Origin of the sequence: Pantoea sp. GM01 (assembly GCF_000282675.1) — a bacterium.
Lineage (GTDB): Bacteria > Pseudomonadota > Gammaproteobacteria > Enterobacterales > Enterobacteriaceae > Pantoea > Pantoea nemavictus.
Genome location: NZ_AKIU01000008.1, coordinates 12,866 through 27,825 on the forward strand (window position 1 = coordinate 12,866; position 14,960 = coordinate 27,825).

14 protein-coding genes are annotated in these 14,960 nt (G+C 52.7%); 4 read left to right on the plus strand and 10 right to left on the minus strand.

Going from position 1 to position 14,960, the window contains the following annotated elements; all coding sequences use genetic code 11:
• Positions 1–79: 79 nt before the first annotated feature.
• On the plus strand, positions 80–601 hold the full coding sequence (locus PMI17_RS03290) for a GNAT family N-acetyltransferase (RefSeq protein ID WP_007886090.1): 522 nt from the start codon (positions 80–82) through the stop codon (positions 599–601).
• On the opposite strand, the gene PMI17_RS03295 is transcribed toward PMI17_RS03290, so the two are convergent.
• Genes PMI17_RS03295 through PMI17_RS03310 form a run of 4 tightly spaced genes read right to left on the minus strand, consistent with a single transcriptional unit; the run spans position 598 to position 5,241 of the window.
• Positions 598–2,001 carry an ABC transporter ATP-binding protein gene (locus tag PMI17_RS03295; RefSeq protein ID WP_007886092.1) on the minus strand — a complete coding sequence of 468 codons (1,404 nt, stop codon included), beginning with the start codon at positions 1,999–2,001 and terminating at the stop codon, positions 598–600. The two genes, PMI17_RS03290 and PMI17_RS03295, sit on opposite strands and share 4 nt — an antisense overlap.
• The gene (locus tag PMI17_RS03300; RefSeq protein ID WP_007886094.1) at positions 1,998–2,783 is read right to left on the minus strand and encodes an ABC transporter permease; all 786 of its coding nucleotides are present in this window, start codon (positions 2,781–2,783) and stop codon (positions 1,998–2,000) included. The genes PMI17_RS03295 and PMI17_RS03300 overlap by 4 nt, the downstream gene beginning before the upstream one ends.
• Positions 2,780–3,715: an ABC transporter permease gene (locus PMI17_RS03305; RefSeq protein WP_007886095.1), complete on the minus strand. Its 936-nt coding sequence runs from the start codon at positions 3,713–3,715 to the stop codon at positions 2,780–2,782. Before PMI17_RS03305 ends, PMI17_RS03300 begins: the two co-directional genes overlap by 4 nt.
• Positions 3,715–5,241: an ABC transporter substrate-binding protein gene (locus PMI17_RS03310; RefSeq protein WP_007886096.1), complete on the minus strand. Its 1,527-nt coding sequence runs from the start codon at positions 5,239–5,241 to the stop codon at positions 3,715–3,717. The genes PMI17_RS03305 and PMI17_RS03310 overlap by 1 nt, the downstream gene beginning before the upstream one ends.
• A 200-nt stretch (positions 5,242–5,441) precedes the next feature.
• Here PMI17_RS03310 and PMI17_RS03315 point away from each other — a divergent pair, with 200 nt between their 5' ends.
• Positions 5,442–5,627: a tautomerase family protein gene (locus tag PMI17_RS03315; protein WP_007886101.1), complete on the plus strand. Its 186-nt coding sequence runs from the start codon at positions 5,442–5,444 to the stop codon at positions 5,625–5,627.
• A gap of 45 nt (positions 5,628–5,672) precedes the next feature.
• On the opposite strand, the gene PMI17_RS03320 is transcribed toward PMI17_RS03315, so the two are convergent.
• Both PMI17_RS03320 and PMI17_RS03325 read right to left on the minus strand, forming a co-directional pair.
• Positions 5,673–5,990 (minus strand): DNA-binding transcriptional regulator, encoded by a 318-nt coding sequence (locus tag PMI17_RS03320; protein WP_007886102.1) that lies wholly within the window; start codon positions 5,988–5,990, stop codon positions 5,673–5,675.
• Entirely contained in the window at positions 5,983–6,372 is a 390-nt protein-coding gene (locus tag PMI17_RS03325) for a type II toxin-antitoxin system RelE/ParE family toxin (RefSeq protein ID WP_007886103.1), read from the minus strand. Before PMI17_RS03325 ends, PMI17_RS03320 begins: the two co-directional genes overlap by 8 nt.
• 202 nt (positions 6,373–6,574) lie before the next feature.
• On the opposite strand from PMI17_RS03325, the gene PMI17_RS03330 reads away from it, so the two are divergent.
• On the plus strand, positions 6,575–7,315 hold the full coding sequence (locus PMI17_RS03330; RefSeq protein WP_007886105.1) for a GntR family transcriptional regulator: 741 nt from the start codon (positions 6,575–6,577) through the stop codon (positions 7,313–7,315).
• On the opposite strand, the gene PMI17_RS03335 is transcribed toward PMI17_RS03330, so the two are convergent.
• The 4 genes from PMI17_RS03335 to PMI17_RS03350 all read right to left on the minus strand — a co-directional run bounded on the left by PMI17_RS03335 (position 7,302) and on the right by PMI17_RS03350 (position 12,131).
• Positions 7,302–8,282 carry a PfkB family carbohydrate kinase gene (locus tag PMI17_RS03335; RefSeq protein WP_007886106.1) on the minus strand — a complete coding sequence of 327 codons (981 nt, stop codon included), beginning with the start codon at positions 8,280–8,282 and terminating at the stop codon, positions 7,302–7,304. The two genes, PMI17_RS03330 and PMI17_RS03335, sit on opposite strands and share 14 nt — an antisense overlap.
• Entirely contained in the window at positions 8,269–9,297 is a 1,029-nt protein-coding gene (locus PMI17_RS03340; RefSeq protein WP_007886107.1) for an ADP-ribosylglycohydrolase family protein, read from the minus strand. The genes PMI17_RS03335 and PMI17_RS03340 overlap by 14 nt, the downstream gene beginning before the upstream one ends.
• Positions 9,298–9,308: 11 nt before the next feature.
• Positions 9,309–10,583, minus strand: coding sequence for a nucleoside permease (locus tag PMI17_RS03345; protein ID WP_007886108.1), 1,275 nt, complete (start codon positions 10,581–10,583; stop codon positions 9,309–9,311).
• Positions 10,584–10,754: 171 nt separating this feature from the next.
• Entirely contained in the window at positions 10,755–12,131 is a 1,377-nt protein-coding gene (locus PMI17_RS03350; RefSeq protein WP_007886109.1) for an aldehyde dehydrogenase family protein, read from the minus strand.
• Positions 12,132–12,611: 480 nt separating this feature from the next.
• Here PMI17_RS03350 and PMI17_RS03355 point away from each other — a divergent pair, with 480 nt between their 5' ends.
• Positions 12,612–13,541, plus strand: a complete 930-nt coding sequence (locus tag PMI17_RS03355; RefSeq protein WP_007886110.1) for a RepB family plasmid replication initiator protein — start codon at positions 12,612–12,614, stop codon at positions 13,539–13,541.
• Positions 13,542–14,960: the final 1,419 nt, after the last annotated feature.

Sequence of the window (14,960 nt, forward strand, 5' to 3'; positions counted from 1 at the left end):
ATTTCCTATTATTAAATCCGGTGATTAGCGTGCGGCGTGGTGGCATGCTGTGATTTTCTACGCTAATAATCAGGAACATATGGACATTATTCCCGCCAGACCGCATCACGCAGCGGCCATTCAGAAGATCTACGCCTGGCATGTGCTGCACGGCACCGCAACTTTTGAAACCGAACCGCCTTCTGCGAGCGAAATGCTCAATCGCGTGCAGGATGTGCAGCAGCGCGGCGGTTTCTGGCTGGTGGCACAAGAGAATGAACAGGTGCTGGGTTATTGCTATCTGGCACCGTACCGCCCGCGTTACGCTTATCGCTTCACGCTGGAGGATTCGATTTACCTCGATCAGCAGCAAACGGGTAGAGGCATTGGACGCGCGCTGCTGCAAAAGGCCATTGCGCTGGCGGAAGCGGCAGGATTTCGCCAAATCATTGCTATCGTTGGCGATAGCGCCAACGCAGGATCGCTGGGGTTACACCGGGCGCTCGGTTTTGAGCACACCGGCGTAATGAAGTCGGTGGGTTTCAAACATGGCCGCTGGCTCGATACCGTGGTGATGCAGCGTTCCCTCGGTCTCGGTGATAGCCAGCCGCCAGAGCGCTAATTCCGGGTTTCCATCGCGATTACCCGATGCGTGCCTTTTTCCAGCAGATCGCGATCGTGGCTCACCAGCAGCACCGCGCATTGCTGCTCGCTTGCCAGTGAGGTGATGAGTTGAATGGTTTGCTGTTGCACCAGCGGATCAAGCCGCGATGTGGGTTCATCGGCGAAGAGAAACACCGGTTCCAGCAGCATTACGCGTAGCAACGAGAAGCGCTGTAGCTCGCCGCCCGAGAGCGCATCGGGCCGACGTTTCAACAGATCCCGTGCCAGCGCCAACTGTTCCATCAACGCATCTCGCCTTGTGGAAGCAATGCGATGACGCCGCAACAGATCGTTCAGGCTCTGCCCTAGCGTGCGGGTTGGTGGAAATAACGCGGATGGATCCTGATAAATCTTCTGATATTTCAGCGTATCCACCGCAACATGGCGCGTAATGCGGCCTTGCTGCGGCGTTAATAATCCGAGCAGTACATCGCCAAAGCTACTTTTCCCGCTACCGCTGGCACCGTATAGCCCAACGACTTCACCCGCGTGCAGCGTGAAGTTTTCCGGCACCCCGAGCATTTTCCCTCCGCGCTGCAGCTGAATCCCCTCGGCACTGACTACTGGTTTACTTGCAATGAAAGTTTGCTGCCGCGCGGGCCATGCGGCCGGATCGGCGGCGAGCAATTTGCGCGTGTAGCTTTGCTGCGGTGAATGCATTACCTGCTCCGCCCTGCCCTGTTCAATGACTTTCCCTTTGTGCATCACGATCACCTCGCCGCCCAGCTGTCGGGCCAGGGCGATATCGTGCGTGATGGTGAGTAGCGTGCCGCCCTCAGCCACTTCTCTGCGCAGCAAGGCCGCTACCTCATCACGACGCGCCACATCCAGTCCTTTGGTTGGCTCATCGGCTAGCAATATCTGCGCACCGCCTGCGCGAGCGGCTGCAAAGGCGGCGCGCTGCGCCATACCGCCGGAGAGTTGCCACGGATAACGGGATGTCGATTGCGCCAGGCCCAGCTGCTGTAAATCACTGCTGGCAGCGTTTTCGCTGTCTGCTTTTGTTTGTCCGCGCACAAAACGATAGCCTTCCGCCACCTGCTGTAGCACTGACATGGTGGGATCGAGCGATAACCAGGGTTCCTGCGGCAACGAAGCTAAGGTGTGGCCCCACAAAGTGCGTAATAGCGCGACATCCTGCGGCAGAGTGAAGCATCGATCGTTGATGATAAGCGTGCCGCTCGCCTGCAGATCGTCTGGCAAAATGCCCATGATGGCCTGCGCCAACAGGCTTTTACCCGAACCCGTTTCGCCCAGTAACGTGAGTGGCTGACCTGGCAGCAAGGTGAGATCTACCGGTTCCACCAGCGTCTGGCTGGCGGCGGTAACGCTGATGCCGATGGCGTGTAACCCTTTCATCGACGCTCCTTTTTGATTAAGAGATTCAGGCTAATGAGCAGCAGAAATAGCGCAATCACCGGCTGCATCAGCAACCACGGCGCTTCCCAGGCAAATGGCAGTAGCTCAGTCATCATCAATCCCAGTTCCGGCGTGGGTGGGCGCACGCCAACGCTGATAAAACCGAGTGCCGACACCGCCATGATGGCGCTACTGAAAGAGAACAACGTCAACGTCGTTAACACTGGCGCTAAGGCTGGCAACAGATGTCGGCGGAAACGGTAGAACGCCGAGAAGCCAAGCAGCATTGCCGCCTGCATACCGGGCGCATGCACCACTGGACGTAAGGTGGCACGCGTCACGCGGAAAAATTCTACCCACAGCACCAATGAAATGCCCAGCCACAGCATGCCTGGGGAATCGGGCGCAATCGCGGCTAAAAGTAATACCAGCAGCAAACCCGGCAGCGCGAGGCACATGTCGCCGAGCATGCTGAGTGCGCGATCGAGCCAGCCGCCATAGAGCGCGCTTATTACGCCAGCTAATACACCGACCAGCATGGCGCTTATTACGCACAGCGCCGCGAGGCCGAGGGACAGACGCAATGCCGCACTGAGGCGCGACATCATGTCGCGACCAAGATGATCAAACCCGAGAAGGTTGCCGCTGCTGGGCGCATGCAGGATCTGCAATAGATCCTGTTCCAGCGGATCGCCGTGATGAACCAGTGGCAGCAAGAAGGCGAAGCCGAGCAGTGAGCACAACATCAGCCAGCCAATCAGACGTACAGGCGAAAGCATCATGCGCGTCTCCCTCTTGGATCAAGCAGATGACAACCCGCATCCACCAGCATGTTGAGCAAGACAAACAGCAGGCCGAGCGTCATGGCGCTCGCCTGAATCACCGGCACATCGCGCGCAAAAATGGCATGCACCAGCGCGTGGCCAATGCCCGGCCAGGCGAACAGCGTTTCTACCACGACGACCCCTTCCACCAGCCAGACGAACTGCATGCCGAACCAGGTCATTACCGGCGATGCCAGATTTCGTAACCCATGACGGCGCAACAACGTGGCGGGTGCTAAACCTTTTTGCGCGCCCCAGCGGTAATAGCCGGACGTGACAACCTGAAAAGTGGCTTCACGCACCACGCGGACGCCAACGGCGGTTAACGATAACGCCAGCGTCAACGCCGGTAACAGGAAATGACGCAGCTCGCCGTGACCGGCGCTGGGTAGCCAATCAAGCTGAAGTGCCAGCAGCACAATAAGCAGCATACCCAGCGCGAAATGCGGTACCGATTTCAGCAGCGCGCTCAGCCAGAACAACGCATGATCGAGCTTACCGTTGGCGTGGCATCCCGCCCAAATACCTAACGGCAAGGTGAGCAATAGGGTCAGAACAAGCGATGTGCCAGCGAGCGCCAGCGTCTGGCTAAGCTGCCAGCGCAGCTCATCCATTACCGGCTCGCCCGATACCAGCGAACGGCCAAAATTGAACTGCAGCAGATCGAACAACCAGTGCAGCAACGCGCTGCCCTGCTGTAATGATCCACTCAACTCCTGCTGTACCCGCGCGACTGCGTGGGCATCCACGCGATCGTAGCCATAGCGACCGCTGGCAATACGCCAGGCCATGTCGCCCGGTAGCGCCTGCACCAAAAACCAGGTGAGTAAACCGACCGCCAGCATTACAAAAACCGCTTGTCCAAGGCGCCAGCCAAGAAGCTTTATCATCATTGCTCCCACTGCATCTGACGCAGCCCAAAGTGACGTTCAAACGCATCGAGCGTGACGTTTTTCAGCTTGCTGTTAATCGCGGCGGATTGCTGATACCAGGCGATAGGGATCACCGGCAAATCCTGCTGCAGTGAGGTGGTGATCAGATGACGGGCCTGCGCACGTGCAGCTTCATCGGTGGACTGGGTGAGCGTATGTAACGCCGCGTTAAACCCCGCCGGATGCCAGTTCATCGCCCCCCAGTCGCCGCCGTGGGTGGCGTAATCCTGCAGTAACGTGCCGGTTGGATCGGGCGTTAGGGCAAAGTTGCGGGAGAACAGCGCCAGCTGCAGACGATTACTGTGATGCTGTGCAGGAATTTCGCTGGCGTTGGTGGCGTTGATCTTCACTTCAATGCCCACTTTGCGCAGTTGCTGCTGGATCACCATCGCCATTAGCGGCAGTTCGGGACGATCCGGGAACGTCAGCAGCGTCAGGCTGAAGCGCTGACCGTTGCGCACTAAGACGCCATCGGTCCCCACTTTCCACCCCGCCGCCTGCAGCAGTTGTGCTGCCTGTTGCAGGTTGAACTGCAGCGGTTGCAGGTTGCTGTTATGCCAGCCGCCCATATTGGGTGGAAACAGTTGGCTGGCCGCGCCCGGATAACGCAGCACAGCCATCGCCAGCGCGTTACGATCAATCGCCATGCTGATCGCTTCTCGCACCGGCTGTTCGGCTAACAGCGGATCGCCCAGGTTCAGCTTTAGCATTAGGGTGCGCGGCACCGGAATGGCCGGCAGTTGCAGCGATGGCTTACGGGCTAAGCGCTGACGGCTGGCGGCATCAAGATTGAAAACGTAATCTGCATCACCGCTTTCCGCCAGCAACGCGCGAGTTTCAGCACGTCCAGAGGAGAGATAACTGCCAGCTGCAATGGCAGGCTTTTCGCCCCAGTAATCATCGAAGCGTTTCACCGTCAGCGACTGTGGTGGCTGAAACGATGTCAGCATGAACGGACCGCTACCGATGATGCGAGTGATCTTGTCCTGCGCATCCCAGCTGGCTAAAGCAAGAATCTGCGAACGACTGTCTGCCAGCACCGAAAGCAAGGGGACGAAGGGTTCGCGTAAAGTGATGGTGACCTGTTGCCCTTCTCCGCTGATTTCGGTAATCGGCGTTTTATCCAGTAGACCCGCTTTAGTCCGCGCGGTGTTCAGTGATTTCACCACAGCGGCGGCATCCAGCGGCGATCCATCATGGAAACGGACGTTATCGCGCAGCTGTAATTGCCAGCGCAAACCATCAGCAGAGACTTGCCAGCTTGCGGCTAGCGCCGGGATAGGCTCGGCGCGTTCGTTAACTTCCACCAGCGTTTCGACCACATCCATGCGTAGCAGAATGTCACCGGAGAGCGCGGGATCGGCACCTTTGATTTCGAACGGTGCCGCAATACGCACCGGTTTATCCTGATGTTCCGCCGCCAATGAGGCGCAAGAAGCCAGGCCTAGCGCCGAGGCGATAAGCAAATTTTTAATTGATTTCATTATGTTTTCCGTAAAATATCGCGACAAAAAGAACGCTATAATTACGTTATAACATAACAATTCACATTTCAACACAGATTGCATTTATGGAACGCTGAACGGATTTGCGCCAGGCTGCGTTGCGCTGAGATTCACGCTGCCGGATTGCCTTTGCCTGAGGTATGCTGAAAATTGATATTCATTGTCAAGGAGAAGCAGATATGCCAGAAATCGTTGTTTATGCGGCAGAAGGTCGCACCGTGGAGCAGAAGAAAAAGTTATTAAGGGCCGTCACTGCAGCGGTGGCGGACTCGTTCGAGATCGATGCCAATTCGGTGACGGTTTCCATCATCGAAACGCCAAAACACCATAAGTCCAAAGGCGGCGTGCCGTTTGATGAGCGTTGATTTTGAGTTTCGCATTATGAAAAGCCCCAAAGGGGCTTTTATTGTTTAGAGGATAAAGACAGCTGGCCCTTTATCATCAATGGTATTGAGAATACGTAGGGCGGCATTGTTTGGCTTGCTTTCGTTGCGCTCCCACTTTGACACGCTTTCTACCGACATTCCGGTGGTTAATGCCAATGCCGCTTGTGACATATTCCAGCGCAAGCGTACGGCTTTGATTTCTAAACCGCTCATTGTGCGCACGGGTGGAATGTTACGCGCTTCAATCGCTGCATTGATTTCAGCAAGCGTTTCATCTTTCACTGCACCCAATTGGTTGTAGCGTTGCGCCATGTTCTGGATTTTTTTCAAACGATCAGTCATTACAGGTTACCTCAATCAACTCTTTAGCTTTCACTAACGTCTCAATGAGCTCGTCAGGCATCGCAATGAAATCTCGGGCAATTTTACAATACGCATCGATTTCATCGTCTTCTAACTCTTTGCCTTTCTTCTTTGAAAGCTGGCTTTTTAAATACATATCAAAGAAATAAATATTCTTTCCGTCATTAAAAAACACGATGCAGCGCGCCCCATCAGAAGCACCAACGCCGGGTAAGCCCAATCGCTTCTTATAAGTGAATCGCCCCAGGTGATCACCATAAAGCCCGGCGAAAATCGACCTTGCCGCCTTGCATAACACTGTATCTGTAATTCGTGCTTTTGAACGTCCGTCCTGAAATTCTGGCGTCAGGTAAATTCCCATTTTCCCTTCCTTGCCGTTATTACATCCGTAAGCACGACTATAGTCTTGCTTACGGGTAAGATCAAATCTCCTTTACCATCAGACATTCCATCAACCTTAAAAACGGCGACGCTAACAGTAACCGCCAAAGATGCTTCGCCCGCCGCAAAAAGTCAGTATCATAGCGTTCTGCCGCTTACCGGATTGAGTGAACCAACCTGCTATGACCGACCCAACAGCACTATTTTCGCGGCTTACTTCTACCCTTGCCGATGAGAGCCGCACGCCGCTGTACAAACGTTTCGCTAGCGCGATTAAAGATGCGGTGCGCGATGGCGTGCTGGTGCATGAAGAGATCCTGCCGAGTGAACGTGAATTCAGCCAATCGCTGAGTATTTCGCGTATTACGGTCCGTAAAGCCATGGATGCACTGGAAAAAGAGGGGGTGGTGCTGCGCTCACGCGGTTACGGCACGCAGATTTGCAGTCAGTTTGAGTATTCACTGAAAGAGCCGAAAGGTTTGTCGCAACAAGCGGTATTACGCGGTAAGAAGCCGGATACGGTGTGGATTAACAAAAGTAAAATCCACTGTAGCGCCGAAATTGCCGGGAAGCTGGGCGTGATTATAGGCAGTGAGGTTTTTCTGCTGAAGCGAATTCGCTATGTCGATCAACTGGCGGTGTCCGTTGAAGAATCCTGGGTGCCGGCGCGCTTGATCGCTGATGTAGATGAGATTGGTATTTCGCTTTACGACTATTTCCACCAGCAGCAAATCCTGCCGGTGAAATCGCAAAGTAGAGTGAGTGCTCGCATGCCTGATGAGGCGCTCCAGCAGCAGATCGCCCTGCCCGACAACGTACCCATTTTGGTTATTAAGCAGCTGGCGTTAGATGCGCAGGGCAATCCGCTGGAGTACAGCATTAGCTACTGTCGTAGCGACATGTATGTGTTTATTGCTGAGTAAGGCGCTGCTGCCAATAGGTGCTTAACGTGGCGCGATCGGGCGCGCAGTCGCCGCCGCGTTGTGAAACCACATAAGACGCGACGATGTTGCCCAGCGCGACGCTCTCCGCCAGCGACCAACCTGAAGCCAATCCCGCCAATAGACCACCAGCGTGGCTGTCGCCTGCACCAATGGTGTCAACGACCTGAGTCGGCAGCGCCGGTATCCAGCCCTGAGCGTCAGCGTCAACGAAACCTGCACCTTCGCTATCAAGCCGCACCACCAGCGCAGCGTTAAAACGCTGCTGCCAGCGCGTCATTAATTGCTGCACATCAAAGGGTTGATGCTCACCGAGACGTTCATGCCACAGCAGTTCTGCTTCCTGTCTGTTCACTGTAATCAGTGGATGGCAGGCCATAATGCGATCAAAATGTGTATTAGCGATATCAGCCAGCCGTGGTCCAAAATCCACCAGCAGTTGATAGGGCTGAGTTTGCTGCTCCAGCCAATCGATCAGCACTTCACCGCTTTTGCTGGTGAGTTGATAACCTGAAAGGTAGATCCAGCGATTAGCCGGCTGCGGCAGCGAGCTGAGCAGTGCAGCATCCCACTGGTTTTCCACGCCGCTTACTGAAAGAAAGGTGCGCTCGCCATCCGGTTCAACTAATGCCAGGCACCAACCGTTATCGCCTTTCGCTGTTTCCAGTACGCTGTGAATCCCGTATTCCGCTAGCTTCTGCCGCACGATGCTCGCCCAGATGCCATTGCCGAGCGGCAGCGCGTTGGTTGATGGAATAGCGAGTCGATGCAGTGCAATCGCTACATTCAGTGCACAGCCACCTACGTTGACGCCCTGCTGGTGGAGCTCGATATCGCTGCCGCGATGCGGCAACGAGTACGCATCGGCAATCACATCCACCACTGCCGCACCAATTACACACACCGGCAGGTGCGCTTCAAGTCGCTGCAGATCGTCAGGCGTCAGCATAAGCGGCCTCGCGCTGCTGGCGGAAAACGAGAAAGGCTTGGCTGTAGCGCGTGAAATCCTGTGCGTTAGCGGCATCAAGTTCGGCTTTCAGCTCAGTATCAATGCTATCGATACCGTGCAGCGCGCCGCAAATAGCCACCGCCATCGCGCCAATCGTGTCGGTATCGCCGCCGAGGTTAGCGCAGAGAATCGCACAGCGATTAGGATCGGTTTCTGCCAGTTCCACCATGGCAATCGCTGCCGGTACCGATTCAATAGTGCTGGTGCCGGTGCCGACCAGATCGTAAATCTGCTGCATGCTGGATTCCACGCCCCTGCCCTGCTTAACCACGCCCAACGCCAGCTCCAGACGCGCCGCCATTGACGCGCTAAAGGTAGTCACGCGCTTTTCCTGCGCCGTACGCGCGACGGTTGGTAGTTCATCGCAGATGGTTGCCCAGCTAGCGCCATCAATAGCGCGCGACACCGCCCAGGCAATCACCGTAGCACCGGAAATCGCAACATCTGATTTATGCGTTGGGCTCGATGCCAGCGCGACGGCCTCGATAAAGGTGGAGAGATCGCGAGCAGGCACCAGGCAACCGAGCGGCGAGACGCGCATTGCCGCGCCGTTGGTCATACCATTATTTTCCAGCTGCGACACCGGCGTGCCGGCTTTCATGGCATTGAGCGCGATTTTTGAGGTTGGCCCCAGTACGTTTTTATTGAAGGCATCAAACGACTCCGCCCAGTGCAAAATATTCGCGCCAATGGTTTCCGCATTGATCTCGCCATGATGAGTCACGATCGCATCAGCTAATGCCAGCGCCATCGACGTATCGTCAGTGTAAGATGCGCGTCCAAAGTAACAGGCGGCGTTATTTTCTGCCGGACCGGGCAGGAAACGATCGATCCAGCCAAAATGTTGTTTCACGCGCGATCGCGGCCATAATTCTGATGGCATGCCCATCGCATCGCCCAGCGCCTGGCCATAAAACGCGCCTAAAATCCGTTTTTCTTGCAGTGTCATCGTCATGGTGAAATCTCTTATTTATGGCTTTCAGCAGTTGCTGAGTTATCAAAAGCGGTCAGTTCATCGCTGCGTTTTTTGCCGTCGCGGAACAGCACAATAAAGGCGATGGTGATTATCACAATCATCACGCTGCCAAACATCCACATGCCCGCCCAGTTGAACGTCTGGCCATTGCGCGGCTGGTCATAGGCGAACATTTCCTGCATCAGATAGCCGCCAAGACGATAACCGAGCAGGCTGCCGATGCCCTGGCAGGCGAGCGTTATCAAACCTTGCGCGGCATTGCGCATCGCCACGGGCGCTTTCTTATCAACGTAGATATAGGCAGTAATGAAGTAGAAATCGTAGCTGACGCCATGCAGCAGAATGCCCATAAACAGCAAACCGTAAGTCAGCATGTTTTGATCACCGCCGAACACAAAGAACACATAGCGCAGTGCAGCGGTGGTTAACCCCAGCAGCAGCACTTTGCCGATGCCAAAGCGCTTAATGAAGAAGGGCAGCGCCAGCAGGAAGAAGATTTCCGATACCTGTCCAAGCGTCATCCAGCCGGTTGCATGCGGCAAGCCGACTTCAGTCAGATAGCCTTCAGCAAAGATGTAGTAGAACGCCAGCGGCATGCTGAACAGGAACGAACAGATGAAGAAGACGAGGAAGCTACGATCTTTGAGCAAATGCAACGCATCCAGGCCAAGCGCTACGCGCAGGCTGAATTTACCGCTACTTTTTGGCTCCGTTGCGGGCAGTGTCAGCGCGAAAATGCCCAGTAACAGTGAGCTGGCGGCGGTGATCAATAGCGGCACATTACTTGCGGAGATATCGCCATATCCCAGCAGCGGCGGCAGAAAACCGCAAACGATGCCAGACGCGATCCAGCCAATCGTCCCCATAACACGAATGCGCGGATAATCACGCTCCACATCAGCGACATGCGAAAAAGCGATGCTGTTGGTGAGCGCAATGGTTGGCATATAAGTGAGTGCATACAGCAACAGCAAAGGGAAGAAGCCGCTGAAATGCGTTTGCTGGGCGGCAAGAAACATCAGAATCGATCCGACGATGGTCAGCAGCGACAGTACTTTCTGTGCCTGGAAGAAGCGATCGGCCAGCGATCCTACCAGGATCGGTGACAGGATGGCGGCTATCGAGGTGCAGGCATAGCACCAGGCGATCTCAACCGGCGAGAAGCCGTTTTTGCTGAGAAATGCCCAGAGTGGTACAAACCATGCGCCCCAGATAAACCATTCTAAAAACATCATGAATGACAGTTTTGGGATTGTTGTTTTCATTTAAATTGGACTCCCCGGTGTAGGTGGGGAAAATCTAACACCAGATGTAATACCTTTATAATACCACTGGTGGATTTTTTGAACTGGTCCACAACATTTTAACGGGTGTGTAACGGTTTTAGGCGGGGATGCAGGCAGGAGTAAGGGCGCGGTTAACGCGCCCCTGGAGAATTAACGGCGGTTTTTCCACACGGTTTGAATGTTACAGAACTCATGGACACCAAAACTTGAGAGCTCACGGCCATAGCCGCTTTTCTTCACGCCACCAATAGCGACACGCGGATCCGATGCGCCATTGCCGTTGATGAAGACCGCGCCAGTTTCCAGCTTTTCTGCCAGTTCATTGGCAACAGCTTCATTACCACTCCACACCGTGGCGCTCAGACCGAATTCGCTGTCGTTGGCCAGTTCAAGCGCGTGCTGCGCATCTCGCGCTACGGTAATCGCGGCAACTGGGCCAAAAATTTCCTGCTGGAAAGCGGTCATGGCTGGCGTGACATCTGCAAGGATCGTTGGAGCGTAATAGTTACCAACGCCATCGATCTTATGACCACCTAACACTAAACGCGCACCTTCTCTGATGGTTTGCTGAACCTGATTATCGAGTTCATCGCGTAGATCGTAACGCGCCATTGGGCCGATGTAGGTTTCTTCATCCAAAGGATCGCCGATCTTCAATGCCCGAACCGCTGCGCTGAAACGCGCTTCAAACGCTTCTGCGACGCTTTCTTCAATGATGAAGCGCTTGGCTGCCATGCAGACCTGTCCGGTGTTCTGGTAGCGTCCTGTGACCGCTGAGGCCACTGCAGCATCGAGGTCTGCATCTGCCAGTACAATGAAAGGATCCGCGCCGCCCAACTCTAATACCGTTTTCTTTAGTACCGCACCGGCTTGTGCTGCAATTGCGCCACCAGCACGTACGCTGCCGGTGACCGCTACCGCGGCAATGCGCGGATCCTTAATCGCGGCTGAGACGCCATCGTTGTCGACGTTAATTACGGTGAATCCACCTTTTGGCAGATCGGTCGCATCAAACAGTGAAGTCATCAGATTCGCTGATCCCATGACGCTTGGCGCATGTTTTAGCACATAGGTATTACCGGCCAGCAGCATGCTCACTGCGCCACGCAGCACTTGCCAATAAGGGAAGTTCCACGGCATGACTGCGAGGATCACACCTAGCGGTCGAAATGACTGCCATGCCTGCTGATTTTCTACCAGCGTCGGTTTGTCGGCGAGGATCGCGGGACCATGCTCTGCGTACCAGTCACAAAGATTGGCGCACTTAAGAACTTCAGCACGCGCCTGAGCGATGGGCTTGCCCATTTCCAGTGTGGCCATTGTTGCCAGCTCATCCTGACGCTGACGAATTTGCTCTGACAGCTGACGCAATACTTTTACACGTTGTGGCATTGCGGTGTAACGCCATTCAGCGAATGCATTTGCGCTTTCTTGCAGTGCAGACTGAAGCTGAGCTGGGCTTTGCAGCCGATAGGTCGCAATGATTTCGCCGTTGGTCGGATTGCGAGAAATAACGTTGTCAGTCATGGAAATGTCCTCTGCCTTAGTGAAGTGATGCTCAATGGTGTTTACCTTACGCTCGGCAGAAGTTTCTTTAAAATGAATAATAATGAGGAAGTTGTTCACATCAGGAGAAGTGGAAGGATCTTCCTTGCCAGGAACTGATGGTTTTAAGGGATCGAAAGGTATGTTGACGCGATGAAGGTGTTTTAGGTGTTTTAAGGGGTGCAAGCCGCTTCAGAACTGATGTTATTCAGTTATACAGTGAATAGATCTTAAAGAAAGATCATATAGAGATCTTAAAGAGATCCTAAGAGATCCCCGATCGTCGCAGGCCGCACCCCACAAGGCCTCAGAAGGTGATCGCGTTCACTATAATGAGTAAAGTGTCCACTGTAGTCAGTAGTTTATTCACTATAGAGAGTAGAATGTTCACTATAAACAGTGTTAATGTTCACTGTAATCAGAAGACGACCCTTTTCATCCACAGAATGAAGATCTCAGGCTATGGCAGATAAAGAGAGTGAAAACAAGGCGTTACTCGAGCCTTTTCTGTCGGTGACAAAAAACAGTGGTGAAGTTATTCAACTGCACCCAAATAAAAATAACACCGTACAACCGGTCGCTTTGATGCGCCTGGGTCTGTTTGTTCCTACATTGAAATCAACTGCGCGCGGTAAGTCCGGTGCGATGGCATCGACAGATGCGACAAAAGAGTTGAAGAACCTTTCACTGGTGAAGTCTGAAGGCTATGAAAAGATTACCATTACCGGCGCAAGGCTGGATATGGATAATGATTTCAAAACCTGGGCTGGCATCATTCAGTCTTTCTCGCGTTATCCCTCAAAGGGCGATACCGTGACGCTGCCGTTCATCGATTTCGTTAAGATGTGCGGGATCCCGTCAGCGAACTCGTCAGCAGCGCTACGTAAGCGTTTAGATGCTTCTTTGCGACGCATCGCAACCAACACGTTGTCCTTTGAAGGTAATGGCAAAGCCTATCACACTCACCTTGTGCAATCGGCGTATTACGATCGTGAAAAGGATCTGGTGCGAATCCAGGCCGATCCAAAGTTATTTGAACTGTATAATTTTGACCACAAGGTGTTGTTACAGCTGCGTGCGATTTCACGCCTCAAACGTAAAGAGTCGGCGCAAGCGTTATACACCTATCTTGAAAGTCTGCCGACGAACCCCGCGCCGATTTCACTTGCTCGTTTACGTATGCGACTCAATCTTGGTTCAAAGACTACAACGCAGAATCACGTGGTTCGACGTGCAATGGAGCAGCTGAAAGAGATTGGCTATCTCGACTACTCGGAAGTGAAACGTGGCCGCTCGGTGTTTTTTATCATTCATAGCAGAACACCAAAACTTGATGGCATTAGCAATCTTGAAAGTATCGATTCGCTGGAAGATATCGAGTTTGAAGAGTGATGCGTTCTGTTCACTGTAATCAGTAATCGCCTATCAGCGGTGTCACTTTTTGAGCAAAAGTGACACCTGCTTTTTCCCCTTCGTTCACTGTAATCAGCAATCCTACCGGCATTCAATGTAATCAGTAGTATTCACTGTAATCAGCAACTCATTGCCAAATCCCACTCATCGTAAGAGTATCATTTCAACGAATCCACGTTTTCATTGATAATTATTGATAGTGAGTACTTACAAGGGCGGTTCTGCATCACGTCATATAGACTTATATCCCTATTCTACTGTTCACAGTGAACGTCAAATACCACGAGTAGCTCTGCTGATTGCAGTGAATGACGTAGACTTAAAGTATTCCTGATTACAGTGAATATTTAGGTGTAACTTTTTGAAAAAAATACGGTTTTATTGCTTTTGTTGTCAGCGTTCATTGTAATCAGCATTTATCCTGTTGATACGAACAGTAAAAGTGACAGGGTTGGTCACAACACTGATTACTGTGAACGTTGGGCTCGTCTGCTTATTACAGTGAACGTAGTTGAAGCACTCTATTAAGGACTAAAGTGTCATTTTAAAACAACGTCACGCTGCCACTGATTACAGTGAATGTTTGTTTCTCCTGCCCTGCCCTATCCGGATTTGAAGCAAAATAACCATCATCGGAAATGCATCCGTTTTACTGAATACAGTGAACGTTCCAGGCTGAGTTTCTCGTGGTAAGTTTACTGATTACAGTGAACACCAATACCAAAACCCCGAGTTAATCTGACCGAATGAAAGTGAAGTGCGTACTGATTACAGTGAATGTTTCACTCAACGCACGCACAGTGTCAGCATCCTTTTTCCGGGCATTACATTCTCTGATGTAGACTGCCAGAAGATGCTCTACTGATTACAGTGAACACTCCTCATAAGAAGCAAATTCACTTCTACTGATTACAGTGAATGTTCTTCTTCGCGTCATAACATTTACTGATTACAGTGAATGCCCAGCTCATCTTTCAGATTTGAGTTACTGATTACAGTGAACGTTAAACCAAGCCACGAGGTTATCCACTGATTACAGTGAATGTTTGCTGGAATGGCGCTCAAGCCATTTTGCTGATTACAGTGAATGTTTACTGGCGTTAGGTCGTTACCATCCTAATGTACTGATTACAGTGAACGCTCGGTTGGTCAAGGTTAAACCGTAGCGTATGTTCCAGAACGGAAGAACAAATGAGATCTCCTGATTACAGTGAATCTTTATCGGAGAATTACTGATTACAGTGAACCTTTTACTGATTGCAGTGAACGTTAGCTTTCAGCTGATAACCTCTACTGATTACAGTGAATGATTGGCCTATTTCAGTCGTAATCGCCCTCCTCTGCCTTTTCTTTAAAGCAGCAAAAGTACGAACCCAGTTGCTGATTACAGTGAATCTT

Excerpts from the sequence above, each read along its gene's own strand:
- PMI17_RS03300 (WP_007886094.1), bottom strand. The coding sequence starts at position 2,783 with ATGATGCTTTCGCCTGTACGTCTGATTGGCTGGCTGATGTTGTGCTCA.
- PMI17_RS03355 (WP_007886110.1), top strand. The coding sequence starts at position 12,612 with ATGGCAGATAAAGAGAGTGAAAACAAGGCGTTACTCGAGCCTTTTCTG.
- PMI17_RS03330 (WP_007886105.1), top strand. The coding sequence starts at position 6,575 with ATGACCGACCCAACAGCACTATTTTCGCGGCTTACTTCTACCCTTGCC.
- PMI17_RS03315 (WP_007886101.1), top strand. The coding sequence starts at position 5,442 with ATGCCAGAAATCGTTGTTTATGCGGCAGAAGGTCGCACCGTGGAGCAG.
- PMI17_RS03335 (WP_007886106.1), bottom strand. The coding sequence starts at position 8,282 with ATGCTGACGCCTGACGATCTGCAGCGACTTGAAGCGCACCTGCCGGTG.
- PMI17_RS03295 (WP_007886092.1), bottom strand. The coding sequence starts at position 2,001 with ATGAAAGGGTTACACGCCATCGGCATCAGCGTTACCGCCGCCAGCCAG.
- PMI17_RS03340 (WP_007886107.1), bottom strand. The coding sequence starts at position 9,297 with ATGACGATGACACTGCAAGAAAAACGGATTTTAGGCGCGTTTTATGGC.
- PMI17_RS03320 (WP_007886102.1), bottom strand. The coding sequence starts at position 5,990 with ATGACTGATCGTTTGAAAAAAATCCAGAACATGGCGCAACGCTACAAC.
- PMI17_RS03310 (WP_007886096.1), bottom strand. The coding sequence starts at position 5,241 with ATGAAATCAATTAAAAATTTGCTTATCGCCTCGGCGCTAGGCCTGGCT.
- PMI17_RS03305 (WP_007886095.1), bottom strand. The coding sequence starts at position 3,715 with ATGATAAAGCTTCTTGGCTGGCGCCTTGGACAAGCGGTTTTTGTAATG.
- PMI17_RS03350 (WP_007886109.1), bottom strand. The coding sequence starts at position 12,131 with ATGACTGACAACGTTATTTCTCGCAATCCGACCAACGGCGAAATCATT.
- PMI17_RS03325 (WP_007886103.1), bottom strand. The coding sequence starts at position 6,372 with ATGGGAATTTACCTGACGCCAGAATTTCAGGACGGACGTTCAAAAGCA.
- PMI17_RS03290 (WP_007886090.1), top strand. The coding sequence starts at position 80 with ATGGACATTATTCCCGCCAGACCGCATCACGCAGCGGCCATTCAGAAG.
- PMI17_RS03345 (WP_007886108.1), bottom strand. The coding sequence starts at position 10,583 with ATGAAAACAACAATCCCAAAACTGTCATTCATGATGTTTTTAGAATGG.